We start from the raw sequence: 26,290 nt of genomic DNA on the forward strand, positions 1-26,290 counted from the left end.
CCCAGGGTGGACCGCGATGTGACCATGCACCGTGCTGGTCCGAATCCCGTCGCGGGCCCGGGTCCTCGCTGGTCCACGGATCCTGCCCGTGGTCGCCGCGCTCACCCATCGACGAACCGGTAGCCCACGCCGTGCACGGTCTGCAGCAGTCGCGGGCTGTCCGGTGTGGACTCGAGCTTGCGCCGGATGTTCTTGACGTGGGCGTCGACCGCCCGCTCGTAGGAGTCGAACGACGCGCCATGGACCGCGTCCAGCAGTTGGGACCGGGTGAACACGCGGCCGGGCTGGGACAGGAGGACCGCGACCAGGTCGAACTCGGTCGCCGTGAGGTCGACCGGCTCGTCGTCCACGGTGACCTGTCGGGTCGCCGGGTCCAGCAGCACCGGACCGACCCGCAGCGGTCGGTCGTCGGGCCGGCGGTCGAGCTCGACCCGTCGCAGGACGGCCCGGACACGGGCGACCAGCTCGCGTGGCGAGAACGGCTTCACGACGTAGTCGTCCGCCCCGACCTCCAGGCCGAGGATGCGGTCCAGCTCGTCGGTGCGGGCCGTCAGCATCACGATCGGGACGGCCGTGCCACGACGCAGGTCCCGGGCGACGTCCAGGCCGTCGAGGTCGGGCAGTCCGAGGTCCAGCACGACCAGGTCCGGGACCCGTCGTGCGACCGTCGACAGCGCCGCGGCACCAGTGTCCACGACGTCGACGCTGAATCCCGCATCGGCCAGGTAGTCGCGGGCGACCGCGGCGATGCGGGGGTCGTCCTCGACCACCAGCACGTGGCCATGCGTGGTGGTCGAGGACGAGGTCGGCGTGGTCATGGCTGTCATGGTGGCAGGTCGCGACCGGTTGCGGGACGTTCAGGCATCGTCGGTCGAGGTCGCGTCGGCGGGGGTGTCGTCGCGGTGGTGCCCGTGGCGATGGTGGTGTGGGCCGTGGCCGGCATGGCCGGCGTGGCCGGCATGGCCGCAGCCGTGGGACCGGTGTGGCCGGTCGTGCGGCGGACGGTGGCGGGCGGCGGCGGCCAGGACGGCGACCTGGGCGACGCCCAGGACGATGGCGATGCGGTGGAGGGGCTTCATGGGTGATCCTTCGTGGAGTGTCAGGAGGGGGAGTCGGGCCAGGAGCCCGCCCGGTCGTCGCCCGGTCCGGCGGACGAGGTCGGGTCGTCGGCCCGGGCGTCGGTCGACGGCTGGTCGTGCTGGCGGCGGTGCCAGTCGGCGGCGCGGTCCTCCCAGTCCCCGCGATGCGGGCCGGGCGGTCCGTACCAACCCCGGCCCGGACCACCCCAGGGGCGGAACAGGAACCGGGCGAGCACGAAGAAGCCGACGACGAAGAGGGGGAAGAACAGGAAGCCCGGGAAGAACCCGGGGCCACCCTGCCAGCCACGCCCGACGACCCGGACGACCTCGGTGCCGTCGGCCGTCGCCACGCCGGCGTCGATGCCGGCCTGGTAGGCGACGAACGCGATGGCGCCGGCGAGCGTGACCAGCAGGAGCGCGAGGGCGATGCGTGCACCGGTGCGCACGGTGGTGCCTTTCGTGGGATCGGGCGGGCTCTCCGGCCGACGTCGGCCAGCGTGGGTCGCGGTCGTGGAGATTCCGTGAACGCCGCCGGGAGGTCTCGCGGAACCTGGCACGGAAACGAGGGTCGCCACGGAGGTGGTCGAGACCTAGGGTCGGCAGGGTGCGGGGCCGGCCGGCGTCGCAGGCCGAAACGTGGCGGCCACGTCCGCCACCGGGCACAGGAGGGGCGCCATGGGGCGTGCACCCGACCAGACCCTGCAGGACCACTTCGCCGCCATCGCCGCGGCAGACCCGGAACGGGTCGCGGCGGACTACACCGACGACGCCATGATGTTCACCCCCGACGGCGTGCTGCACGGTCGTGCGGCCGTGCAGGAGGCGTTCGTCGGCATCTTCTCGGCCCTGCCGAACGCCGTGCTGTCGCCCGGCACCGTCCTGGTCGAGGACGACGTCGCGTTCGTGACCTGGACGGCCGAGTCCGACGGCGGGCGGGTCGACGACGGCGTCGACTCCTTCGTGTTCGCCGACGATGGCCTGATCCGCGTCCAGACGATCCGCTTCGCGATCACGCCGACCTGACCGACGTCCCGGACGGAGGTGGGCCGCCGGTCCCGCACTAGCCTCGCGGCGACCGCGCCCGTTGCGTGCCGCCACGTCCCGACCGTGTCCGAGGCAGACCGTGTCCGAACCGCTCGACACCCGACCAGTCCCGCCGCCGCAGGACGACTTCACCGCCGACGAGCTGGCCCTGCTGGCCCGCCACTTCACCAGCACCGACGACCACGTCGCCGGCCTGGTCGACCTCCCGGAGGTCGTCAAGGGCGCCCTGTTCGCACGCTACTCCCGGTCGCGCAAGTCGATCCGCCGGCTGTTCGTCGATGAGTTCGCCGAGCTCCTGGCCGACGACGGCGAGGCCGCCGAACTGGACGGGGCCGGCGACGAGGTCGGGGTCGCCCAGGCCGAAGGTCTCTACCAGCGCGTCTTCAGCCAGTACGGCGACGACTCGGTCGCCCAGCTGGGTGGCGCACACGTCGCCATCGAGGAGATCTCGAACCTGCTGACCAAGCAGGTGGAGTGGGGCCGGCTGGCCGCCTACCTGGAGCAGTCCACCCGCTACATCCCCTACGACACGCGGATCGACGGGCGGTGGCGCTACTACCGCGACCCCGATGTCATGGCCGGGCCCCACGCCCAGCACTACGTCGACACGCTCGACGCCATTTTCGCGACCTACGCCCAGTCGATCCCGACCGTCCTGGACTGGGTCCGGTCGACCTGGCCGCAGGACGAGGCGACGTCCGACTTCGTCTACCGCAACGCCACCAAGGCCAAGGCGCTGGACCTGCTGCGTGGCCTGTTGCCGGCGGCCACCACCTCCAACGTCGGCATGTTCGCCTCGGGGCAGTCCTACGAGATGCTGCTGCTGCGCCTGCAGGCCTCGGAGCTGGCCGAGGCCCGCCACGTGGGCGAGCGGCTCCTGACCGAGCTGCGCCAGCTGATCCCGGCGTTCCTGACCCGGGTCGACCGCGAGGACCGCGGCGTGGCCTGGTCGGACTACCTCGCCACAACCCGTGACGACGTCCGGGCGTTGGCCGCGGAGTTCGTGCCACGTCGGGACGCTGGCGACCACGCCACCGAGACCGAGGAGGTCATGCTGGTCGACTGGTCGCCACGGGACCCGGTGGTGGCCGAGCAGGCCCTGGTCACGGCCATCCTCCATCCCCACGCCGACCGGTCCGAGAACGCCGTCGCGGCAACGGTCGCCGGGATGTCGCCGGACGACCGGGACCGGGTCGTCGCTGCCTTCGTCGGTGAGCGGCGCAACCGGCGTCACAAGCCGGGACGGGCGCTCGAGCGGCTCTGGTACCGCTTCGACGTGCTCGGCGACTACGGCGGGTTCCGCGACCTGCAGCGTCACCGGATGCTCACGATCGAGTGGCAGGACCTGACCACCCGGCATGGCCACGCGACCCCGCCGGAGCTGGTCGACGCCGGTGTCGCCGAGGACTACGACCGGGCGATGGAGCGGTCTGCGGACCTGTACGAGCGGCTCCTGCCCGACCATCCCGTCCAGGCCCAGTACGCCGTCTGCTTCGGCTACCGGATCCGCTACACGATGCAGCTCAACGCCCGCGCGGCGATGCAGATGCTCGAACTGCGCTCCACGCCCCAGGGCCACCCCGCCTACCGCCGGATCGTCCAGCGGATGCACGAGCTGATCCGCGACCGCGCCGGTCACGCCACGGCCGCCGACGCCATGTCCCACGTCGACCACGGCGCGGCCGAGCTCGAGCGTCTCGAGTCCGAGAAGGCCGCCGAGCGCCGGCGCGGCTAGCCGGAGCGTCCCGCGCCGCGCCCATGTGGTGCATCGTGTGCCGATCGCGTGCGTCGACGCACGCGAGGAGCACACGATCGGTCGACAACCGGCGCGGTTGGACGTATCGCGACGGCGTCCCGATGCCTCCCCGGAGGTGGCGGGGGATGGCACTATCGTGGTCGTCGGCCCGTCATGGCGACGGGCCCGGGGAGCGACCGGACATGGGAGCGACCATCGCGCAGGTCGCAGCGCCACGCCGGACGGTGTCGGAGGTGTCCCTCGAACTGGGACCGCTGGACGCCGGCGTGGCGCCGGTCACCGTGCGCACCCCGGCCGCAAGCGTCACCACCACGATGCGCTGGCCGGGCAACGACGTGCTGGCCGGCTGGAACCTGCTCGCGGCAGGCGGGGCACCGGTCGCCGAGGGCTTCACGCTCGGGACCGAGCTCTTCGAGACCGTCTTCGCCGATCCGCGTGCCCTGCTCGTCTACCACGACGCCGGGGCGGGGGGCGCCTTCGTCCGGCTGCGGATCCGCACCGCCGACGCGGCCCTGGCGTCGTTGCCATGGGAGCTGCTCGCGGACCCCAGCCGTGGCGAGTTCCTCGGGCGCAGCGGGTCGATCGTGCGGTGGTTCGACCCGCCCGACGCCGTCCCGGTGCCGGCCGGGCGCAGCCTCGAGGCGGACGGTCCCGTGCGCACCTTGGTCGTGGGGGTGTCCCCGCCCTCCGCACCGTTGCCGGACCTGGGGGTCGAGCTCGCAGCCATCCGCCGGGTCCACGACGAGGCCGTCGAGCGCGGCGTCGCGGTCGCACCGACCGTGCTCGAGAACGCGACCCGTCGCGACCTCGCCGACGCGGTCCGCGAGGCGACCGAGTCCGGCCGGCCCTACGACGTCCTGCACCTGTCCTGCCACGCCGGCGTGCCCGAGGGCTCCGACCACCCCGCGCTGGTGCTGGCCGAGGACGGCAACGACGACGGACTGGTGTCCCCGGACGCGCTCGCCCGCCTGGTCGCCGACGTCCCACCACGCCTGGTCGTGCTCAACGCCTGCGCGTCCCTGGACGCCGACGGCCTGTCCGCCCGGGTCGTGCAGCCCGGGTTCGCCCGCGCCCTGCTCGAGCGTGGCGTGCCGGCGATCGTGGGGATGCAGGAGGCGGTCGACGACGCCTTCGCCGCCGCGGTCGGTGGCGACCTCCACCAGGCCCTGCTCGACGGTCGCAGCGTCGACGCCGCGGTCACGGACGTGCGTCGGTTGGTCGAGGACCGGGCCGCGGGCAGCGCCGGCCACTTCGGCATCCCGGTCGTGTACCTCGCACCGGGCCAGGACCGGCTGGTGCCGCCGCCTGCCCCGCCCGACGTGGACGACGGGCCCCCACCCCATCCCGTGGTCGCGTGGTTCCGGGCCCACAAGTGGATCGCGACCCTGCTGGTCGTGGTGATCCCGACCCTGCTCACCTACATCACGGCCGGTGACCAGATCCGCGAGATGATCGTCGGACCCCCGCTGCCGGTCCTGACCGGGGACTTCAACCTCGCCGTCGCCGACTTCGGGCTCGGACGCGACGTGGACCCCGACCTGGCCACCCTCGACGAGTCCGTCGCCAGGCAGTTGACCGACGAGGTCTGCGACGACACGCCTGCCTTCGACCGGGGGGACTTCCAGGTCGACTGTTCCGGACCCGCGGGGATCCCACCGGTGCGGGGAGCCACGGAGCTCGACCGGGACACCAACGCCGCGGACCTGGCGGGGCAGCTCAACGCGAACATGCTGGTGCACGGGACCGTCACCGGCAGCGGCGACGACGTCACGTTCCGGTCGTGGCTGGAGATCACCGACGCCGACCTCGGCCGCGCCCCGGAGCTGGTCGGGTCCCACGAGCTCGACCCGATCGAGGCCCGGATCCTCGACGACTTCGACCGGCGGGCGTTCCGTCGGGAGGTGGAGGCGTCGACCCGCGGGCTGGCCCAGCTGGTGTTCGCACTGGGCCACTACTCCGCAGGGGAGTGGGAGCAGGCCCTGGCCGTCGTCGACGACATCGATCCCGACGACTTCCCGCTGGACCCGACCGTGGTGTTCCTGCTCGAGGGCAACGTCCACGGACGGCTGGGCGACTTCGCCGCCGCCAGGGCGGCCTACCGCGAGGCCCGCGAACGTGACCCCGATGACCCGAACGCGGTGCTCGGACTTGCAGAGCTGGCCTTCCAGGACGCGGTCGGGGGTGGTTCCTGCGATCCGGGGACCGTCGACGTCGATGGGCTCGACGAGGCGGCAGGGCTCTACGAGGACGTGGCGGCGCGGACCGACGAGGAGGACGCGCTCGCGGCGACCTCGGCGACGTTCGGGCTGGCCCGGCTGCGCACCTGTCGATCGGTGGCCGAGCTCGCGGACGAGTTCGACCAGGCCCGCGTGGGATTCGAGCGGGTCGTGGCCGACCACGAGAACCATCCCGAGTCCCTCGTCGACACGACCGCGGAGAGCCACTCGTTCCTCGCCCTGCTCGCCAGGAGCGATGCGGTGGCGTCGGGGGACCCGGAGGACTGGGAGGTCGTGGCCCGGCATGCGGACGCCGCACTGGACCTGCGTCCGGCCGGCGCCGACCGCGAGTCCCACTTCCTCCAGCAGCGTGCCGAGGCCGAGCACGAGCTCGGCCAGGACGGTGCCGCGTGCCGCAGCCTCGACGAGGCGCGCGACGGCGCCACCGATGCGCAGATGGCCGCGATCGACCGAAGCACGGAGGTGTGGGGATGCAACTGAGTCGACGTCACCCCGTGGCCGTATCACCCCGCCCGCCACGGTCCTCCCGTGGGTGGTCGCGCAACGGAGGGACCATGTCGCACGCACGGGTCGTGCCTGCTCTGCTCGCCGTCGCCATGGTGGTGGCCGGCTGCGGTGGTGGCCCCGCCCCGGTCGAGACCACCACCGCGACGACGACCACCGCGCCGTCCCCGTCGCCGACCGCCGGACCGACCGCGGGTCCGACGCCCACGGCGACGACGACCGCCAACCCCGAGACCACCACCCCGACATCCGCCCCCACCGAGGACGACACGCTGGTCCTCGCCGGCCAGTTCACCGCCTTCGTGGGCGCCGACGGCAGTGGCCCGACCTGTGACCCGTACCGCTCCGACCAGTGGTGGGGCGTGAAGCCACCCGACGGTCGCTACGTGGGTCTGTCGGACCATCGCGACATCACCCTTCCCGGCCGGACCGAGACGATCTGCCTCCTGGGCTTCGACGGGACCGTCGCGCTGACGGTGACCACACCCGACGGGCAGGACGAGGTCATCGAGGTCGATGCGACCGAGGGTGACGGTGACGTCGGTGTGCTGCAGGTCCTCGGGACCGCCGGATCGACCGCGACCGTCCAGACGGCGATGTGGCAGGAGTCGCCCAGTCCACCGGTCGTCCTGGGCGAGCCACCGACCCTGCCCTCCGAGCCCACGCCCAGCCCCTCGCAGGACGACGACTCGACGACGCAGGACGACGACCTCGATGATGATGACGAGGACGATCTCGATGACGACGTCGACGATCTCGATGACGACGTCGACCCGGACGACGAGACGAACACGGTCGAGTTGGACTGGGAGGTCCCCGCCGACGCGCGTGGCGAGTACACCTTCGTGGCCCGGCAGGGCGAGGTCGAGGTGTCCGCGGTCGTGCGGGTCGTCGCACCGTCGCCACTGCAGGTCGGTCCGGAGTCCGAGGGGATCCGCGTCGTCACGTTGCAGGGCTGGACGGGCGAGCCCGTGCCGGTCGGGCTGTACCGGAAGCCGGACACGGCCGAGCTGACCGCGACCGACGGGTACCGGGGCAAGTCGTTCGAACTGGTCGAGGACCTGGGTCTCATCGGCGACGGGGAGTCCGTGGAGGTCCCGGCCGCCGGCACGGAGTTCGCCCACTGGTGCGTGATCTCCCCCGTGGTCGAGTTCGTGGTCTGTGATCCGGACGAGCCCGGGACCACGGGGTGGAAGTCGTGACCACCCGGGCCGTGCTCGCCGTGGCCACGGTCCTGTGCCTGGTGCTCGCCGGCTGCGGCTGGCTGCGGGCAGCGCCGACCCCGACCCCCAACGACCCCCCGGTGCCCGGGACCGACGAGCTGGGCGACGACGAGAGGCCCGGGACCGGGCCGGCGACCTCCGAGCCGATCCAGGACGATGTTCCGGCGACGGACCAGCGCGACGAGGTCGCGCCGGCGGACGACACGTCGGTGCTCGCCGGCCAGTTCACGGCCTTCCTGGGTGGTGTCCCGCACATGCAGTTCCCCGACTGCTCGGACTTCGCCGCCGAACTGCCTGACGAGCTGCCGCACGTCGGCACGGTCTCCGGCGACGAACACGTGTCGATCGGGGTGGGCGCGACGCTGTGCCTCGGGGGATTCGCGGCGGACGCGCCGATCGCCCTGGCCGTGCAGTGGCCCGACGGCGAACGGACGGTGACCCTCGACCTCGCTGCGCTGGACGGCCCCGTGGACCTGCGCACGGTCGAGTCGAACGCGGACCCACGACGAGCGCGCACCCTGGTCGTCCCGTCGACCGAGGGGACGCAGCCGGCGGCGCGCTCCCGGTCGACCGGCGACGTCCAGTGGGCCACGCTGCGCTGGGACCTGCCGCCGGGAGTCGGGCCAGGTGGGTGGGTGGTGACGGCCGCCCAGGGTGACGTCGTTGCCACAGCCCGGATGACCGCGGGGCCGGCTGCCGACACGGTCCTGCGACTCGAACATGCCCCCGATGCCGGCCGTGCGCTGTTCCGGGCGTCGGGGTTCCCATCTGGTGCGAGCGCGGTCGGCCTCTACCGCGTCGAGCTCCCGTCCGGACTGGCCCCCGGGGAAGTCGGGGAGGCGACGATGACCCTGGTGGACGAGTTGGACCCGCTCGAGGTCGACGCGTCCGGGGCCGCGTTCCTCGAGGTCGACCTGGGGTCCCATGGGCCGGGGGCGTGGTGCGTCGTGACCAGCGTGACCGGGGAGGTGTGTGCTGGTGGCGTGCTCACGACGACCTGACGTGGCTTCGACCACCCGCCGGCTGCTGGCCGGCATGGTGGTGCTGCTCGTCGGCTGTGCCCGGATCGGCGACACCGGGTCGACTGGGACGGCCTCGCCCACGGCCCACGCGAGCGACGAGCCACCGGCCACCGCCACGCCCAACAGTTCGCCGACCACGGACGACTCGCCGTCCCCGACGACGCCGCCGCCGAACGCCCCCAGCCCCTCGCCCAGCGCCTCGCAGTCGTCCGACGAGCCGGTGTTGGCCGCACAGTTCAGTGCGTTCGTTGGCGCGATCGGTGGGCCGTCGGACTGCACGATCGGGGTCGAAGCGACGCCCCACGTCGGGTTGCTCGAAGCCAGTCAGCTCTCGATCGGTGAGGCCGTCGACGTGTGCTTCGTGGGCTTCGACCTCCCCGAGCAGATCCAGCTGGAGGTCGAATGGCCGGGCGGTGGTCGCACCGTCGAGGTCGTCTTCTCGGGCGGTGCCGGTCCGGTGGACCTGCGTGACAGTCCCGGACCCCTCCGGGCCGCGGTGGACACCTACGACGGGGCCGGCCACCTCCCGATCCTCGTCCGCCCCGGGACCCCGCGCGGGGACTGGCGGCTGACCGCGACCCAGGGCGAGGCGGTCGCGACCGTCGATCTGGTGTCCGCACCGGCCGCCGCCCCCACCTTGCGGCGCACGGACGCCCCCGACGACACCCTCCGGTTCCTGGTGTCGGGGTTCCCGCCCGGGGAGACGCCCGTCGGTCTGTACCACCTGCCCGAGCCGACGACCGCCCCGGGCGAGGAGTACCCCAGCGACCACGTCACGGCGACCCTGGAGCGTCCGTTCGGCACCGTGGTCGCGGATGACGACGGCGCCGGCGTGCTCGAGCTGGACGTCGGCGACCTCGGACCGGGCACCTGGTGCATCGACACGGCCGCCACGATCGACAACGACTCGTGCGAAGCCAAGGTCGTCCGGGCGCCATGAACCACCGGATCGCAGGGCTGGTCGTGGCTGCCATGGTGATTGGCCTGGCAGCGTGCGGCACCACCACCGCGGACGACACCACGTCGTCGACCCGGTCGACCTCGCCGGTGGTCGAGACGGCCTCGTCGAGCGGCCCGAGCCCCGTCACACGGTCCACCTCCACCGCCCCGTCGTCGCCCGCCGCCGCGCCGGGGGTGCAGGTGCTGGCCGAGCAGTTCACGGCCTTCATCGGCGCGGGGGCGCCCGGCGACTGTGACGACAGCCTCTGGGACCAGCCCCTCACGTCACTGCCGTACGTGGGCCTGCCCGAGCAGCGCGTCGATGCCGTGCTGGGATCGGTCGAGCCCGTCTGCCTGGTGGGATTCGACCTCGACCTCGAGATCACCCTGGCCATCGCGCTCCCCGACGGGACGGTGCGGACCCTGGGCGTGTTCCTCACCGGCGCCGGGCGTCCGGTCGACCTGCTGGGCGGCCCCGACGACGTGGTCGGGTTCGGGGTCGCCCACGACACCGTCACGGAGGGCTCGCTCGACTGGTGGATCCGCCCGGACGCGCCCGGCGGCGAGTACGTGTTCGTGGCCGGGCAGGACGGTCTTGTCGCGTCAGGGTCGGTGTGGGTGTCGCCCGGGACGGTGCCCAGTCTGGAGGCGGTGCCTGCCGACGACGTCGCGTGGCGCCGGTTCGCCGTGTCCGGCTTCCCGTCGGGACCGGCCGCCTTCGGGGTCTACCGGGACACCCGAGTGGTGCCCGACCAGTCCGACGGCGGGTCGGTCTTCGAACTGGTGGCCGATCTCGGGGAGCGTGACGTGGACACGACGGGCGCCCTCGTCCTGGACGTCCCGGTCGACGACCTGGTTCCGGGGGAGTGGTACTGCGTCGACTCGCCGGTGCTCGCCGACCGGTGTGCCGGCGGGATGGGCTTCCTCGACCCCGGGTACGTCCCGTGGGAGTGACGCCTGGGGCGATCGCGCCGCCCTACTCGGCCTCGACGGTCGCGATCTGGATCGTGGGGGCCTGTCCGACGCGGGTGTCGAACGACTCGCCCGAGCTGGTCAGGAACTCCAGGCTGACGACGTGGACGCCGCGGTCCAGCTCGATGGGGTAGGTCGCCTCCGTGCACCCCGTGGTGCAGTTCTCCACCTGCCGCAGGGGTGCTCCGTCGGCGCCCGTGACCAGGCTCCCGTCCACGAACACCTGGACGATGCCGGCCTCCTCCGGATCGCCGGTGCGCAGGTCGTTGGGACCCTGCCCGATCGAGCCACCCTCGATGCGCACGACCACGTCCAGCGGACCGATCGGCACGGTGTCGCCGTCGGTCGGGGAGACCAGTTCGAGGGTCGCGTCCTCCCAGCGTGCACCGATGCCCGAACCGGTCGGGTGCCAGGCGTCCTCGATCGCGGTGTGGAGCGTGAACGACGCCACGAGGCCCAGGACCACCGTCGCGATCGCCAGTGGCGAGGTCGGCGACAACTCCAGGCGCGTGGTCGCGGCCAGCACCACGGCCACCAGGGCGGCCACGCCCAGCGGGAACCACCAGCCGACCCAGTCCGACAGGAAGTCCGACGTGGCACCCGACAGCGATGCGAGCACGGCGCTGCCGGCCAGGGGCAGGACCAGGTCGCCCGGCTCGTCCAGGGTCAGGACGCCGAACACCGCCAGGAGGAACACGGCCACCAGGCCGAACGACGCCAGGACCAGGAGGGCCTGCCATGTCGCACCGGCGCCGGCATGGGCGAGCAGCAGCACGGGACGGGTCCGATCGGTGGTGGGTCGGCGCGACGATACCTCGTCCGCCGGATCGCTCGGATCCGGCGGACGAGGTCCGGCCCGTCGTCCCCCGACTCGGACCGGGATCGTTCGTCCTCAGGCCTCCCTGCTGATCGCGGGCACCGTGGCGGCGTCCCCGGCGGCCAGCGCGGCGTGGGCCGCGGCCAGGCGTGCGACCGGCAGTCGGAACGGCGAGCACGACACGTAGTCGAGCCCGGCCCGGTCGAAGAAGGCCACGCTGGCGGGGTCCCCACCGTGCTCGCCACAGACGCCGAACTCCAGGTCCGGGGCTGCCGCCCGTCCCTCCTCGATCGCCAGTTCCACCAGCCGTCCAACGCCGTCGACGTCGATCGTTGCGAACGGGTCGGCCGGCAGCAGTCCGCGCTGGAGGTAGACCGGCATCAGTCGGGCCTCGACGTCGTCGCGTGAGAACCCGAAGGTCATCTGGGTGAGGTCGTTCGTGCCGAACGAGCAGAAGTCGGCGTGGGGGGCCAGTTCGGCGGCCCGCAGCGCCGCGCGCGGCGTCTCGACCATCGTTCCGACCCGGACGTCCAGCTCGGTCCCGTCCACGACCTCCTCGATCACGTCCCACGCCTCGGCCACGGCTGCCGCCAGCTCGGGTCCGCTGACCGTCAACGGGATCATCACGTGTGGCCGCGGGGTGCCGCCCGCCGCCACCCGGGCCATCGCCGCCTCCATCAGCGCCCGGACCTGCATCCGGTACAGCCCGGGCTCGAGCGCCGACAGGCGGACGCCCCGGATCCCCAGCATCGGGTTGTGCTCGTCCCAGTGCTCGGTCGCGGCCAGGACCTCCTGGCCCGCGTCGTCCAGGCCGTCGGTCGCCTCGGCGATCCGCAGCTCGGTGAGGTCGGGGAGGAACTCGTGCAGCGGCGGGTCGAGCAGTCGGACCGTGACCGGCAGGCCGTCCATGGCCTCCAGCATCGCCTCGAAGTCCGCCCGCTGGAGGTCGTGCAGCTCGTCCAGCGCGGCCCAGTGCCCGTCGCCGTCCTCGAGGATCATCCTCTGCACGATCGGCAGGCGATCGCCCAGGAACATGTGCTCGGTCCGGCAGAGCCCGATGCCCTCGGCACCGAAGGCCCGTGCCCGCCGCGCGTCCTCGGGGGTGTCGGCGTTGGCCCGTACGCCCAGGCGGCGCAGGTCGTCGGCCCAGTCCAGCAGCCGAGCGAGCTCCGGGGTCGGCTCGGGGACGACCACGGGAACCTCGCCCAGCACCACCTCACCGGTCGTCCCGTCGATCGACACCAGGTCCCCGTCCTCCACGACCGTGCCGTTGACCGACATGCGTTGCGCGTCGAGGTCGATGACCAGCTCGTCCGCCCCGCACACCGCTGGCGTGCCGATCCCGCGGGCGACGACCGCCGCGTGGCTGACCAGTCCGCCCCGGCTCGTCAGGACCCCCACCGCCGAGATCAGGCCGTGCAGGTCCTCGGGCGAGGTCTCCGGGCGCACCAGGATCACGGATTCACCGTCCGCCGCCCGCGCCTCGGCCTCGTCGGCGGTGAACGCGACGTGTCCACTGGCCGCGCCCGGCGACGCGCCCAGGCCCGTGGTCAGGACGTCGAACGCGGCCTCGGCGTCGAAGCCGGGGTGGAGCAGACGCTCCAGCTGGGTCGGCTGGACCCGGGCGACCGCCTCGGCCGGCTCCAGCAGTCCCTCGTCGACCAGTTCGACCGCGATCCGCACGGCGGCCGGTGCACTGCGCTTGCCCACGCGGGTCTGGAGCACCCACAGGCGGCCCTGCTCGACGGTGAACTCGACGTCGCACATGTCGTGGTAGCGCTCCTCGAGCCGGTCCAGCACGTCGAGCAGCTCGGCGTGGCAGTCGGGGAAGTGGTCCGCCAGGGCGCCGAACGGCTCGGAGTTGCGGATCCCGGCGACGACGTCCTCGCCCTGTGCGGCCAGCAGGAAGTCGCCGTACGGCGTGGCCTCGCCGGTGGCGGGGTCGCGGGTGAACACGACCCCCGTGCCGGAGTCGTCGCCGAGGTTGCCGAACACCATCGACTGCACGTTGACGGCCGTGCCGAGGTCGTCGGGGATGCCCTCCATCCGGCGGTAGTCCCGCGCGCGCCGGCCGTTCCACGACCGGAACACGGCGGCAACTGCGGCCTGCAACTGCTCACGCGGGTCGTCCGGGAAGTGCCGGCCGATGGCTCCCTCGACGGCGCTGCGGTAGGCCACGACCAGGTCGTGGGCCGCGTCGGTGTCCAGTTCCGACGGATCGGCGACGCCCGCCCACTCGAGGTGGGTCGAGCGCACGTCGTCCATGATCGCGGCGTCGACGTCGAGCACGACCTTGGCGAACATCTCGACGAAGCGCCGCCAGCTGTCGTAGGCGAGGTGGGCGTCGCCGCTGGCCTCGGCCAGGCCCTTCACGGTCTCGTGGTTCAGCCCGAGGTCGAGCACGGTGTCCATCATGCCCGGCATCGAGAAGCGCGCACCGGACCGCACCGACACGAGCAGCGGGTCCGACGCATCCCCGAACTGCTTGCCCCGCGTGTCCTCGAGGCGGACCACCGCCTCGTCGAGCTCGGCGACCAGGCCGTGGGGCAGGGCCCCGTCGCCCGCCATGTAGGCGCGGCACGCGTCGGTGGTGACGGTGAACCCCGGGGGCACCGGCAGTCCCATCCGGGTCATCTCGGCGAGGTTGGCACCCTTGCCACCCAGCAGGTCGGCCTGGTCGGCGGTGCCGTCGCGGAAGTCCTGCAGCCAGCGGGGTGCCATGTCGGTGTCCTGGGTCCGGAACGCGTGGGGATCTGGTCGTTGCTGGCAGCGTCGCCCGGGGAGGCCATGGGCGGACAGGGTCGGACGGTGCCGTCCGGGGGGCCACAGGTCCCGGCGAGTTCTCCCCGACCGGCGGATCGCCCCGGGCTCGGTGGCCCTGCTGGTCCGGGCGACCGTCGTCCGGGTGACCGTGGGGCGACGGGACCCGCCGGAGGGGCAGGCTCTAGGCTGGGCAGGAACGCCCATTCCCCCACGACGTGGAGTCGCACGACCATGCCAGTGTTCGGACGTGTCGGGACGGCCATGGTCACGCCGTTCCACGACGACGGGAGCCTCGACCTCGAGGGGGCGGGCACCGTCGCCAACCACCTGCTCGCCCACGGCACCGACACGATCGTGCTGGCCGGCACGACGGGCGAGTCGCCGACCCTGGAGGAGGGCGAACGGATCGAGTTGCTCGCTGCCGTCCGGGACGCCGTCGGCAACCGGGCCGCACTGATGGTCGGCACCGGGACCAATGCCACGGCGCGATCGGTCGCGGCGACCGAGGCGGCGACCGAGGCCGGCGCGGACGCGATCCTCGCGGTCGCCCCCTACTACAACAAGCCGGACCACGCCGGCATGATGGCCCACTTCACGGCCATTGCCAGCGCGACCGACCTGCCCGTGTTGCTCTACGACGTGCCACACCGGACCGCCGTCGAGATCCCGCTGGAGACCCTGGTCGAGCTGTCGTTCGTCGACAACGTCGTCGGCGTCAAGGACGCGGCGGGACGGCTGGGCAAGACCGCCGACGTGCTGCGCCTGACCGCCGGCCACCCCGGCGGCTTCGAGGTGTACTGTGGCGCCGACGAGTTGAACCTGCCGATGCTGGCGCTTGGGGCCGCCGGGCTGGTGTCGGTGTCCGCGCACCTGGTCGGCGACGACCTCGCCCGCATGTGCACCGCGGTCACGACCGGTGACCTGGACACCGCGCGCGAGATCCACCTGCGGCTGATGCCCATGCACACGGCCCTGTTCGCCTCGCCGTCCCCCGCCCCGCTCAAGGCCGGGATGGAACTGCTCGGGCTGCCGGGCGGCCCGGTCCGCGGGCCGCTGGTCGACGCACCGGAACCGGTCGTCGCCCAGGTCCGCAACGCCCTGCACCACGCGGGCATCCTTCCCTACGAACCGGATTCCACTGATGACCACTGACGCGAACGGACTCGACCGGGGTGGCGTCACCGTCACCTTCCTCGGGGGGCTGGGCGAGATCGGCCGCAACATGGCCACCCTGACCTGCGAGGGCGAGACGGTGGTGATCGACGTCGGGGTGTTCTTCCCCAACCCCGAACATCTCGGGGTGGACCTGATCACCCCCGACTGGCAGGTGCTCGAGGACGAGAACGTCACTGCGGTCTTCCTGACCCACGGCCACCTCGACCACATCGGCGCCCTGCCCTACTTCCTGCGGGACTTCCCCGACGTCACGGTCTACGGCACCCGCCTGACGCTGGCGTTCGTCGAGGCGATCCTGTCGGAGTGGGATGACCTGGACGACCCGGAGATGGTCGAGGTGGCGCCCACCGACATCGTCGACCACGGTCCGTTCCAGGTCGAGGTGGTGCAGGTCAGCCACTCGATCCCCGACGGCTGTGCCTTCGCGATCACGACCGACCACGGCACGATCGTCCACACGGGGGACTTCAAGCTCGACCAGACCCCGATCGACGACCTGCCGACCGACCTCGCGCACTTCGCGCGGCTCGGTGACGTCGGCGTCGACCTGCTCCTGGCGGACTCGACCAACGCCCACCTGCCGGGCCACGTCCCGACCGAGCGCACCGTCGGTGCGACCCTGCTGGAGGAGATCCGCGGCGCCGAGGGACTGGTCGTCGTGGCCAGCTTCGCCAGCCACGTCCACCGCATCCAGCAGGTGCTGGACGCCGCCGCCGAGGTCGGCCGACGACACGTCTTCGTCGGCCGTTCCATGGTCAAGAACATGGCGATCGCCCGGGAGCTCGGCTACCTGCGGGTCGACGCCGACAACGAGATCGAGCTCAAGGACGTCGACCGCTACCCGCGGGACGAGGTCATCGTGATCTCGACCGGCAGCCAGGGCGAGCCGTATTCGGCCCTGTCGCTGATGGCGGCCGGCGACCACCGGCGCGTCGATGTGGGCGAGGGCGACCTGGTGATCCTCGCCTCGTCGCTGATCCCCGGCAACGAGCACGCCGTGTTCCGCTCGATCAACGGGCTGGCACGCCGGGGCGCGCGAGTGGTCCACAAGGGACTGGCCGACGTGCACGTGTCGGGCCACGCGATGCGTGACGACCTGGTCCTGTTCCACAACATCGTCGAGCCCGAGTACGTCGTGCCCGTCCACGGCGAGTTCCGCCACATGGCCGCGCACCGCGACGTCGCGATCGCGTCCGGGTGCCCGCCGGAGCAGGCGATGGTGTGCAGCGACGGCGACACGGTCGTGCTGCGCGACGGCGTCGTGACCCGGGGCGACCGCGTGCCGTCGGGGCAGGTCTACATCGACGGCCTGCTGCCCGACGTCGGGCCCGCGGTCCTGCGTCACCGGCGACGCCTGGCCGAGGACGGGGTCGTCGTGGCGGTCGTGACCGTCGACACCAGTGCCGGCGAGCTGGTCGGCGACGTCCTGGTCCAGCAGCACGGCGTGGTCTACGAGGACGAGTCGGCCCACGTGCTCGACGACGCCATCAAGGCAGTGCACGCCGAGTTGGCCGACATGCCCGACGCGCGCTGGCGGGACCTCGACGCGGTCCGTCGCCACGTCATCCAGGCTCTCGGTCGCTTCTGGCGCCACGAGGTCGGCCGCCGCCCCTTCATCATGCCGATCGTCCTCGAGGCCTGACCGTCGCCCCCAGGCCCTCCAAGCCCTCCAAGCCCTCCAGGCACTCCTGCCCGAGCGTGATGGATCAGCGCAACAGTCCGCGCTGATCGGTCACGGCGGCGAGGTGGGCCGAGCGGTTTCCGGCCGGTTCGGGCGATCTCGGGGGCTTCCGGTCACACGCATTCGGTGCGGTTGGTGGTGGGCGGTGGCGCGAAAGGTGCTAGTCTGCACCTCAAGTTGAGGTTGTGACCTCGACCGGGATTGTGCTGTACTGATCGCTACTGTGGTCGATGTGGCGCACGATTCGTGGACCGCGACGGCGGTCCCACCGACCTGGCTCACGACCCCGCACCCATCCGCACCCGACGACCCGAAAGACGTCACCGTGGCCAAGTCCTCCACGACGACCCGGTCGTCACGCTCGACTCGCACGTCGCCGAGCCGGACCCGTTCCACGAAGAAGAAGAAGAGGCCCTCCTCGAAGGCAAAGAAGAAGACGTCGTCGAGGAAGAAGGGGTCGCGCGGCTCGGGTGGTGGGTCCGGCCGTGGCCTGTGGGCGGTCATGGGCGAGCACGTCGGTGATCGCACCACCGACATCTACGGCTTCCTGCTGATCATCGTGGGGGTCGTCTCGGGCCTGGCGATCTATGCCGACGCGTCGGGCCCGGTGGGCGACTTCTTCGAGGCGATCTGGCGTGGGTTGGTCGGCGGCCTGGCCGGCCTGGTGCCACTGGGGATGCTCGTGCTCGGCGTCGCCGTCGTCATGGACCGCCCGATGGAGAAGTGGGCCCGGTGGCTGCTGGGGCTGACCATCACCACGACGGCCGTGCTCGCCAGCTGGAACCTGTTCGCCGGCCACCCGCACCCGTCCGACGGCATCAAGGCGCTGTGGACCGGTGGCGGCCTGGTCGGCTGGTTGCTGGCCACGCCGCTCGAGGCCGGCCTGTCCACGATCGGCGCCCAGGCCGTCCTGATCCCGCTGGCCGGGCTCGGCCTGCTCGTCGCCACCGGAACCTCGCTGGGCACGGTCGTGCACGCCGTCTCGGACTTCTTCGCCGAGCTGCCAGCAGTGCTGCGCGAGGAGGTCGACGAGGAATCCTCCGCCAAGGCATCGAAGGCTTCGGGGGCTTCGCGCGCCAGCACGACCACGACGGGCTCGTCCACCACGACCACCGTGAAGGTCGACGAGCCCGAGCCCGACGACGCGGCCGCCGAGCGCATGCGGGCCACGCTGGCCCAGGCCGAGGCGGCCGTCGGCGGTGCCGCCGTGGCCACCGACGACCTGACCGACGCCGACCGCGAGGCGGGCAAGACCCCCTCGCCGCCCGACCCCCTGCCCGCCAAGCAGCGCAAGGCCGCCAAGGTCCGTCCCGTCGAGGACTGGGCCGACTACCAGCTGCCGCCGCTCGACCTCCTCGGCAGCGGCCGCTCGATGGGCGCCGAGTCCGAGCGCACCATCCAGGCCCAGACCCAGGCCCTCCAGGCCACCTTCGACCAGTTCGGCATCGACGCGACCGTCGCCCGCTGGTCGCGCGGCCCGACCGTCACCCGCTTCGAGATCGAGCTCGGCCCGGGCGTCAAGGTCAACAAGGTCGCCAACATGGGCGACGACATCGCCTACGCCCTGGCCGCGCCCGACGTGCGGATCGTCGCGCCGATCCCCGGCAAGTCCGCGATCGGCGTCGAGGTCCCCAACCGTGAGCGTGACCTCATCACGCTGGGCGACATCCTGCGCTCCGACACGGCCGACTCCAACGCCCACCCGCTGTTCGTCGCGCTGGGCCAGGACATCGCCGGCAACCCGGCGATGGCCGACCTGTCGACGATGCCGCACCTGCTGGTCGCCGGCGCGACCGGCTCCGGCAAGTCGGTGCTGCTCAACGCCATGGTCAGCTCGATCCTGATGCGGGCCCGGCCCGACCAGGTCCGGATGATCCTGGTCGACCCCAAGCGGGTCGAGCTCGGCGTCTACAACGGCGCCCCCCACCTCCTGTCGCCGGTCGTCACCGACCCGAAGCGTGCGACCGACGCGGTCTCGTGGTGCGTCAAGGAGATGGAGATGCGCTACGAGACGCTGGCGCGGACCGGTCACCGCAACATCGACGGCTACAACCAGGCCATCGACGCGGGCGAGGTCGAGGACATGGTCGACCCGACCACCGGCGAGGTCTCCCTGACCCACGAGCGGATGCCCTACATCCTGCTGGTCATCGACGAGCTGTCGGACCTGATGATGGTCGCCGCGCGTGACGTCGAGGACGCGATCTGCCGGATCGCCCAGATGGCCCGAGCGGTCGGCATCCACATGGTGATCGCGACCCAGCGCCCGTCGGTCGACGTCATCACCGGCCTGATCAAGGCCAACATCCCGTCGCGGCTGGCCCTGGCGGTGGCGTCGGGCACCGACTCGCGCACGATCCTGGACGCCCAGGGCGCCGAGAAGCTGGTCGGCAAGGGCGACATGCTGTTCGCACCGGCCAGCCAGGGCAAGGCGTCACGACTGCAGGGCTGCTTCCTGACCGAGCGCGAGATCGAGCCGATCGTCGAGTTCTGCAAGCAGCAGCGGTCGGTCGACTACGTCGACGGCGTCGTCAAGGAGGGCAAGGAGGCGGCCAAGGCAGACGTGTCCTACGGCGCCGACGACGACTCCGACGAGGCCCTGCTCGTCAAGGCCGCCGAGCAGGTCGTCAACTCCGGGCTGGGCTCGACGTCGATGCTCCAGCGCAAGCTGCGGATCGGCTTCGCCCGTGCCGGACGGCTGATGGACGAGCTCGAGGAGCTCGGCGTCGTCGGTCCCAACGAGGGCTCCAAGGCCCGCGAGGTCCTGTGGGATCCCGAGACCTACGACGAGGCACTCGCCAAGGGCCTGTTCCCCGACGACCTCGGCTGAGTCCACCTCCACCACGGTGGCGGGGTCCGCGCCACGCGGACACGGACCCCGGTGGCCGGGTGATCAGCCCCGGTCGTTCGGGCGCGGCCGGAGGTGGTGGCTCGCACCCCAGCGCACCACCTGCTTGCCGATGCGGGCGGAGTCCTCGTCGGCCGTGCGGAAGTGGATGCCGGACCAGATGCGGGCGCTGACCACCTCGTCGAGCGCCGACGACAGGCTGGTGAAGGAGCGGGTCCGTCCGGACCCGTTGGTGTCCGTCCACCCGATCGCGTCGGTGTGGAAGAAGTCCCGCATGGTGGCGATCATCGAGCCGCTCAGTCCGAGGTGACCGGACGGGTGCTCGGGATAGGGCGGTGTCGGCAGCAGCGGGGTCCACCCCGGCTCCGGGCTGGTCCACCGGTTGCCGTCGTCGCCCGCCTCCTCGATCGCGGTGATCGGGCGCCAGAACAGCCAGTGCGCCTTGGAGTCCCACACGGTGATCATCGCGTCCGCGGCAGACAGGTAGGCACGGGCGAACAGCAGCGCGTCGTCACCCACCTCCAGGTCGTGGTCGGTCGCGACCTGGCGCAGGACCCGACTCCAGATCGCCGGCGGGTTCTCGGCCCAGTAGCGCGCCGCCTCGGTCTGGTCGGCGGTCCTGACGTCGCTGTCGGTGCCACCGACCAGGCGGACCTCCTCGTAGTCACGTGCCCAGGTCGGGGTGTGCAGCGCCGGCGGTGGTCCGGAGCGGAACTGCTCGGCGCTGTCGACGAGGAACGGCCGGACCCTGGCGACCCACGCGTTGGGGTCGTTGCCGAACGAGGGCTCGACCGGACGCCACCCACCGATCGCGGTCGACGTCGGGAACCGGAACGGGCCGTAGCGGCCGTCGTCGCTGCGGTCGGCGACCATCGCGGCCGCGGCGGCGGCACCGACCGCCACGCCACGGTCACGGGACGGGCCGGCAGGCAGGGCCGCCAGGGCGTCGGACTCGAGCTGGTCGAGGATCGACGCCTGGTCGGGCACGACGGAGACGAGCACGTCGTGGGCCGCCGTGGCGACGGCGGCGTCCACCGAGTCGCCGGGGCCGCCCGCCGACCGGTCCAGCAGGTAGGGCTCGTACCCACCCCGGATCGCCACCACGGCGTCGTGCACGGCCCCGTGCACCATGGCGAGGTGGATGACGGCGACCGGGGGTCGTTGCCCGGCCCGTGTCAACAGGGCGTCGGTGGCGTGGCGGTTCCAGTCGATGACCGGGTCGCCGGCGGCGGCGGCCGCGGGCGCAGGACCCGACCACGGTGTGGTGACGGTCGCCGCCAGCGTGGCGAGCACCAGCGCAACGAAGGCGATCGGTCGGCGTGATCGCTGTGGAGTGATGGGAGCGTCGATCGTTCTCATCGGTCTCATCGGGGGGCCTCCAGTCGAGGGGTCGGCCCGATCCTTGGTGTCGGACCGCTTCGGATCGTGCACGGAGGGTGTAAGCCAGGGGAAAGCCGGTCCCGCCGACCGAGCGACGCGCACGACGAACCGGGTGTCGCGTGTCGTGACGAGCGCGGCCGTGGCGTTCGTCACCGGCTCTGCCGGGGTCGAACGCCGTCGGTGTCGCAGCCGTGGCGGCCTGTGGCTCAGCGTGGTGACGACCCCACCGAACGGCCCGGTCGGTGGCGGGCTGCCCAGCCGGGGCCCTCGTAGCCTCGGACGCACCCCCGCGTCGACGTCCTGGTCGACGGTGGTACCCGCGACAATCGGCGCCCCATGTCCACGTTCCTCCTGCTCGTCCTCGTCATCGTGCTGGCGGCGGCCGCCGGCATCCTGGGCACGCTGCTCGAGGCGGCCCTGTGGATCGTCCTGGCGCTGGTGGTGGTCGGTGCGCTGGTCGGGTTCGGCCTGTGGCGCTGGGTGTCCGCGCGACTGCCGGACCGATGATCGCCACCGCGGCGCAGACCGCCGAGTTCACGGGTCTCACCGGGTGGGTGGTCGACGTGGTGGCCGCGTCGGGCCCGATCGGCGTGGCCCTGCTGCTGGCGCTGGACAACGTGGTGCCGATCGTGCCGAGCGAGGTCGTGCTCCCGTTCGCCGGCTACCTGGCCGCCAACGGCGAGCTGTCGTTCGTCCTCACCCTGGTCGCTGCCACGATCGGGTCCACCGCGAGCGCCTACGTGTACTACGAGCTCGGCCGACGACTGGGCCCCGAGCGGGCCCACGACGTCCTGCTGCGCGTGCCGTTGACCGACGAGAACGACCTGGACCGGGCCACGAGCTGGTTCGACCGCCACGGCAACACGGCCGTCTTCACGGGACGGTTCGTCCCCCTGGTCCGCAGCCTCGTGTCGCTGCCGGCCGGCACCCAGGGGATGGGCAGGCTGCGCTTCGGCGTGCTGACGGCACTGGGCAGCGGCATCTGGAACGCGATCTGGCTGGGCATCGGCATGGCCATCGGGCGCAACTGGGAGAACGCCGGCACGTACTCCAACTGGTTCAACTGGGCCATCGCCCTGTTCGTCGTCGCGGTGGTCGCGCACTACGTCTGGCGGCGTCGCGCCCGACTGCCGTGGAACCGCGCCTGACCCTGGGGGCAGCGCTCGCCGGCGACGTCATCCAGACGGAGACGCGCCGGTCAGCGCCAGCGGATCTTGCCGTCGGCGGCGGGGCGCTGCCCCCGGAGCTGCTTGACGGCGTTGGCGACCATGGCCAGCGCGGCCAGCCCCATCAGCCCGAACAGGACCAGTCCGAACTGGTCGTGGGGGTTGTCGGAGATCGTGACCTTGCTGGACTCGATCCCCGCCTCGACGGCACCCTCGGGCGCACCGGCCTCGTTGGGCACCTCGGTCGCGATGTCGAGTGGCTCGCCGCCCTCCGAGGCCTCGGTGGCCAGGGCCGGGGTGGCCAGCGCGAACGAGCACGCGGCGACCAGTGCGAGCAGCGCCGACACGACTCGTGACGTGCGGCGGCGGGACGGCGAGAGTGGGGTCTTCATGGTCGTGGATGCTAGCGGTCACGCCCCTGCCGGTGCACGTCGGGCGCGCTGCGGCCCCGTCACGGTGGGCATAGGCTGGCGGCCCGAGGACGGTCCTCGCGTGCGTGTCCGCGCGCAACTTCGCAACGGTTGGCAACGACGTGGCCATTGGCATTGGTGACACCCTGCAGGCGGCCCGCCTGGCCAGGGGCGAGGATCTCGTGCAGGTGGCCGAGGCCCTCAAGATCCGCCGGTCGCACGTGGTCGCGATGGAGTCGGAGAACTTCGGGGCGCTGGGCGCGACCCCGTACGCCCGCGGGCACCTGCGCAACTACGCACGCTACGTGGGCCTGGACGCCGACCGGATCGTGGCGGCCTACGACAACCAGTTCAGCGGTGAGCAGCACGCCACCGGCATCCACGAGGTCGCCGAGACGACGATGCGCTCGACGGCGTCGCCGCGTGAGCCGCTGCCCCGCTGGATCGTGGTGTCGGGGGTGATCATCCTGCTGCTGGCGGTCATCGCGTTCATCGGCACGCTCGGCGACAGCACGCCCCCGGTCGCGATCAACCCCGACGACCTCGCCACGCCCACACCGGGGATCTCGGCCACGGAGGGTGCCACGCCCGCGCCGTCGGCGGCCGCCACCGCGCCTGCGCCCGAGCCGTCGCCGACCCCGTCGCCCACCCCGTCGCCCACGCCCTCGCCGACCCCGTCGCCCACGCCCGACGGCGTCGTGCTGTTCCTGGCCTTCGAGGCCGACTGCTGGATCTCCCTGGAGGTCGACGGGGCGCCGCATCCCCGGTCCGACACGGTCATCACGGCGGGCGAGACGATCGACATCGAGGCCGACGACGAGGTCGTCGCCCGCTACGGCAACGCCGGTGGCGTGGACGTCGAGTTCAACGGCGACCGGCTGGGCAACCCGGGCTCCAGCGGCCAGGTCGTCGAGGTCACCTACACGCCCGACGGTGCCGAGTCGTCCACATGACGCCCGTCGCCCCCGACCGCACTGCCTCCCGGGTGGTCGACGACCGCCGCCGCGTGGCGATCGTCACGCTGGGCTGTGGCCGCAACGAGGTCGACAGCGACCAGTTGGCCGGCCTGCTGGGCACCGACTACGACGTCACCTCCGACGCGACCGACGCCGACGTCGTGCTGGTCAACACCTGCACCTTCATCGAGCCGGCCAAGCAGGAGTCCGTCGACACGATCCTCGCGGCGGCCGACCTGAAGGACCCCGACACCGTCGAGCCCGGCCACGATCCCGCCCGCGGCGTCGTCGTCATCGGCTGCATGGCCCAGCGCTACCCCGAGGAGCTGTCCGAGTCGCTCCCCGAGGCCGACGCGATCGTCGGCTTCGCGGGCTACCCCGCCCTGCCCGGGCTGGTGGCCGACATCCTGGAGGGCCGTGACCACGAGCGGGTCGTGGGTGTCGAGCCGTCGACCGCCCCCTCGGTCCTGCCCGGCCGGTCCCTGCCGATGGTGTCCGTCGACGCGGCGGAACCTGCCGCGACGGCCGTGGAGGCCCCCGACGACGGGACGGCCGATGCCGACGCCGCCGCCGGCGACGCCAGTTGGCTCGCGGCCGTGCCCGAGGCCGCCGGTCCGGCCGACGGCGCCAGCGTCATCGACCCGCTGGCCGTGCCTCCCGCGGCCACCGTCGGACTGGCCACCGCCGACCAGGCCCCGGCGTCAGGACCGCTGTTCCCCCCACGGCGTCGCCAGGACGGCCCCTGGGCCTACCTCAAGATCGCGTCGGGCTGCGACCGCCTGTGCACGTTCTGCGCCATCCCGTCCTTCCGTGGCCGGTTCCGCTCGCGCGGCATCGGTGAGCTGGTCGCCGAGGCGTCGTGGCTGGCCGACCAGGGCACCCGCGAACTGGTGCTGGTGTCGGAGAACACCACCTCGTGGGGCAAGGACCTCGGCCAGTGGCGTGGACATCCGGGTGGCCGGAGTCTGGCGCCCCACCTGCTGCAGTCGTTGGCCGACGTCGACGGCATCGACCGGGTCCGCCTCGTCTACCTCCAGCCCGCCGAGCTGCGCCCCGACCTGCTCGAGGCGATCGTGGGCATCCCCGAGGTGGCCAACTACTTCGACCTGTCCCTGCAGCACGTCGCGTCCGACGTGCTCACCCGCATGGCCCGCTCGGGCAGTCCGGACCGGTTCGGCGCCCTGGTCGAGCGGATCCGCGACCTCGCGCCGGACGCCGCGATCCGCAGCAACTTCATCCTCGGCTTCCCGGGGGAGGACGACGGACACGTCGACCAGCTGGCCGGCTTCCTGGATCGTCACGAGCTCGACTTCGTCGGCCTGTTCACCTACTCCGACGAGGACGGCACCGGTGCGGTCGAGCTGGACCGCCACGTCCCGGGCGAGGTCGCCCAGTCGCGGCGCGACCGGATCGCCGACGTGGTCGAGCGGGCGTCGGACCGGCGGGCGCGTGCCCGCATCGGTGACGACGTCGACGTGATCGTGGAGCGGGTCGACGACGGCGAGGTCGTCGGGCGCAGCCACCGCGAGGCACCCGAGGCGGACGGCGAGGTGGTCCTGGTGGACACGACCGGCGCCCCGGCCGACGTCACCGTGGGCGACCGGGTCGCGGCACGCGTGGTCGACAGCGTCGGGGTGGACCTCGTCGCGACCCCCGGGACGACCGGATGACCCCGGGGCGTGACGACGACGCCCGTCCCCGCGCCGCCCGGCGACGTGGCGAGCGCCATGGTGTCGACGGCCCGCTCGACGCCCTCGACGAGGTCGTCCCGCCCCCCGACCCGCTCGATGCCGACGAACTGCGGAGCGAACCGCAGACGATCATCAACGTGCCGAACGCGGTGACCTTCCTGCGGGTGCTGCTCGTCCCGGTGATCCTGTGGCTGCTCGCGCTGGGCGACGAGCAGTCACGCTGGTGGGCCTTCGCCATCTTCCTGTTCGCTGCGCTGACCGACTCGATCGACGGCTGGGTGGCGCGGCGCTGGCACGGGGTCACGGCCTGGGGCCAGCTGGCCGACCCGATCGCCGACAAGCTGCTGATCATCGGGTCGCTGGCGTCGCTGGCCTCGGTCGGCGAGCTGCCCTGGTGGGCGGTGTGGGTGATCGTGGCCCGCGAGGTCGCGGTCACCGCGCTGCGGGTCGGGCTGGTCCGCCGCCGCCACCTGGTGCTGCCCGCCTCGATCTGGGGCAAGACCAAGACCGTGCTGCAGGTCGTGGCCGTCCTGCTGTTCCTGATGCCGGGGATCCCGCCGGGCGTGCGCACCGCCAGCCTGTGGATCGCGGTGGTGGCCACGATCGTGTCGGGCCTGGACTACGCC

General features: G+C 72.5%; 21 protein-coding genes and 1 pseudogene. 15 read left to right on the forward strand and 7 right to left on the reverse strand.

Annotation, left to right across the window (positions count from 1 at the left end):
- Window positions 1-101: 101 nt before the first annotated feature.
- The 3 genes from KR546_RS13435 to KR546_RS13445 are packed head-to-tail and all read right to left on the reverse strand — an operon-like array spanning window position 102 to window position 1,525.
- Complete coding sequence (locus KR546_RS13435) at window positions 102-818, reverse strand: response regulator transcription factor (protein ID WP_238445233.1); 717 nt, start codon at window positions 816-818, stop codon at window positions 102-104.
- 39 nt (window positions 819-857) lie between these two features.
- Window positions 858-1,079 (reverse strand): hypothetical protein, encoded by a 222-nt coding sequence (locus KR546_RS13440; protein WP_238445234.1) that lies wholly within the window; start codon window positions 1,077-1,079, stop codon window positions 858-860.
- Window positions 1,080-1,099: 20 nt separating this feature from the next.
- Window positions 1,100-1,525, reverse strand: coding sequence for a hypothetical protein (locus KR546_RS13445; protein ID WP_238445235.1), 426 nt, complete (start codon window positions 1,523-1,525; stop codon window positions 1,100-1,102).
- 229 nt (window positions 1,526-1,754) lie between these two features.
- Between KR546_RS13445 and KR546_RS13450 the strand changes: the two genes are divergently transcribed.
- The 7 genes from KR546_RS13450 (at window position 1,755) to KR546_RS13480 (ending at window position 10,758) form a co-directional block, all read left to right on the forward strand.
- Window positions 1,755-2,102: a nuclear transport factor 2 family protein gene (locus tag KR546_RS13450; RefSeq protein ID WP_238445236.1), complete on the forward strand. Its 348-nt coding sequence runs from the start codon at window positions 1,755-1,757 to the stop codon at window positions 2,100-2,102.
- A gap of 100 nt (window positions 2,103-2,202) precedes the next feature.
- Window positions 2,203-3,858 carry an FAD-dependent thymidylate synthase gene (locus KR546_RS13455; RefSeq protein WP_238445237.1) on the forward strand — a complete coding sequence of 552 codons (1,656 nt, stop codon included), beginning with the start codon at window positions 2,203-2,205 and terminating at the stop codon, window positions 3,856-3,858.
- Window positions 3,859-4,061: 203 nt separating this feature from the next.
- Window positions 4,062-6,596, forward strand: a complete 2,535-nt coding sequence (locus tag KR546_RS13460; RefSeq protein WP_238445238.1) for a CHAT domain-containing protein — start codon at window positions 4,062-4,064, stop codon at window positions 6,594-6,596.
- A 74-nt stretch (window positions 6,597-6,670) separates the two neighbouring features.
- Window positions 6,671-7,822 (forward strand): hypothetical protein, encoded by a 1,152-nt coding sequence (locus KR546_RS13465; protein WP_238445239.1) that lies wholly within the window; start codon window positions 6,671-6,673, stop codon window positions 7,820-7,822.
- Window positions 7,819-8,844: a hypothetical protein gene (locus KR546_RS13470; protein ID WP_238445240.1), complete on the forward strand. Its 1,026-nt coding sequence runs from the start codon at window positions 7,819-7,821 to the stop codon at window positions 8,842-8,844. The genes KR546_RS13465 and KR546_RS13470 overlap by 4 nt, the downstream gene beginning before the upstream one ends.
- A 1-nt stretch (window position 8,845) precedes the next feature.
- Complete coding sequence (locus tag KR546_RS13475; RefSeq protein ID WP_238445241.1) at window positions 8,846-9,805, forward strand: hypothetical protein; 960 nt, start codon at window positions 8,846-8,848, stop codon at window positions 9,803-9,805.
- Window positions 9,802-10,758: a hypothetical protein gene (locus tag KR546_RS13480; protein ID WP_238445242.1), complete on the forward strand. Its 957-nt coding sequence runs from the start codon at window positions 9,802-9,804 to the stop codon at window positions 10,756-10,758. Before KR546_RS13475 ends, KR546_RS13480 begins: the two co-directional genes overlap by 4 nt.
- A 22-nt stretch (window positions 10,759-10,780) precedes the next feature.
- On the opposite strand, the gene KR546_RS13485 is transcribed toward KR546_RS13480, so the two are convergent.
- Complete coding sequence (locus KR546_RS13485; RefSeq protein WP_238445243.1) at window positions 10,781-11,551, reverse strand: hypothetical protein; 771 nt, start codon at window positions 11,549-11,551, stop codon at window positions 10,781-10,783.
- A 117-nt stretch (window positions 11,552-11,668) separates the two neighbouring features.
- The gene (ppdK, locus tag KR546_RS13490; RefSeq protein ID WP_238445244.1) at window positions 11,669-14,314 is read right to left on the reverse strand and encodes a pyruvate, phosphate dikinase; all 2,646 of its coding nucleotides are present in this window, start codon (window positions 14,312-14,314) and stop codon (window positions 11,669-11,671) included.
- Between the two features lie 273 nt (window positions 14,315-14,587).
- Between ppdK and dapA the strand changes: the two genes are divergently transcribed.
- The 3 genes from dapA (at window position 14,588) to KR546_RS13505 (ending at window position 20,043) form a co-directional block, all read left to right on the forward strand.
- Complete coding sequence (gene dapA / locus KR546_RS13495; RefSeq protein ID WP_238445245.1) at window positions 14,588-15,508, forward strand: 4-hydroxy-tetrahydrodipicolinate synthase; 921 nt, start codon at window positions 14,588-14,590, stop codon at window positions 15,506-15,508.
- Window positions 15,498-17,174 carry a ribonuclease J gene (locus KR546_RS13500; protein WP_238445246.1) on the forward strand — a complete coding sequence of 559 codons (1,677 nt, stop codon included), beginning with the start codon at window positions 15,498-15,500 and terminating at the stop codon, window positions 17,172-17,174. The genes dapA and KR546_RS13500 overlap by 11 nt, the downstream gene beginning before the upstream one ends.
- A gap of 364 nt (window positions 17,175-17,538) precedes the next feature.
- Entirely contained in the window at window positions 17,539-20,043 is a 2,505-nt protein-coding gene (locus KR546_RS13505; protein ID WP_238445247.1) for an FtsK/SpoIIIE family DNA translocase, read from the forward strand.
- Window positions 20,044-20,106: 63 nt separating this feature from the next.
- On the opposite strand, the gene KR546_RS13510 is transcribed toward KR546_RS13505, so the two are convergent.
- Window positions 20,107-21,420 (reverse strand): vanadium-dependent haloperoxidase, encoded by a 1,314-nt coding sequence (locus KR546_RS13510; protein WP_238445248.1) that lies wholly within the window; start codon window positions 21,418-21,420, stop codon window positions 20,107-20,109.
- A gap of 357 nt (window positions 21,421-21,777) precedes the next feature.
- Here KR546_RS13510 and KR546_RS13515 point away from each other — a divergent pair, with 357 nt between their 5' ends.
- Complete coding sequence (locus KR546_RS13515) at window positions 21,778-21,948, forward strand: hypothetical protein (protein ID WP_238445249.1); 171 nt, start codon at window positions 21,778-21,780, stop codon at window positions 21,946-21,948.
- The gene (locus KR546_RS13520; RefSeq protein WP_238445250.1) at window positions 21,945-22,589 is read left to right on the forward strand and encodes a DedA family protein; all 645 of its coding nucleotides are present in this window, start codon (window positions 21,945-21,947) and stop codon (window positions 22,587-22,589) included. Before KR546_RS13515 ends, KR546_RS13520 begins: the two co-directional genes overlap by 4 nt.
- A gap of 50 nt (window positions 22,590-22,639) precedes the next feature.
- Here the strand turns inward: KR546_RS13520 and KR546_RS13525 are convergent, their stop codons facing one another.
- Window positions 22,640-22,999, reverse strand: coding sequence for a hypothetical protein (locus KR546_RS13525; protein WP_238445251.1), 360 nt, complete (start codon window positions 22,997-22,999; stop codon window positions 22,640-22,642).
- 104 nt (window positions 23,000-23,103) lie between these two features.
- On the opposite strand from KR546_RS13525, the gene KR546_RS13530 reads away from it, so the two are divergent.
- The 3 genes and pseudogenes from KR546_RS13530 to pgsA form a co-directional block, all read left to right on the forward strand.
- Window positions 23,104-23,970, forward strand: a complete 867-nt coding sequence (locus tag KR546_RS13530) for a RodZ domain-containing protein (RefSeq protein WP_238445252.1) — start codon at window positions 23,104-23,106, stop codon at window positions 23,968-23,970.
- On the forward strand, window positions 23,967-25,643 hold the full coding sequence (gene rimO, locus KR546_RS13535; RefSeq protein ID WP_238445253.1) for a 30S ribosomal protein S12 methylthiotransferase RimO: 1,677 nt from the start codon (window positions 23,967-23,969) through the stop codon (window positions 25,641-25,643). Before KR546_RS13530 ends, rimO begins: the two co-directional genes overlap by 4 nt.
- A pseudogene (gene pgsA, locus KR546_RS13540) lies at window positions 25,640-26,287 on the forward strand (CDP-diacylglycerol--glycerol-3-phosphate 3-phosphatidyltransferase); the annotation flags it as partial. The gene rimO and the pseudogene pgsA, both read left to right, overlap by 4 nt.
- Window positions 26,288-26,290 lie beyond the last annotated feature (3 nt).

The organism is Salsipaludibacter albus, assembly GCF_019798055.1.
Lineage (GTDB): Bacteria > Actinomycetota > Nitriliruptoria > Nitriliruptorales > Nitriliruptoraceae > Salsipaludibacter > Salsipaludibacter albus.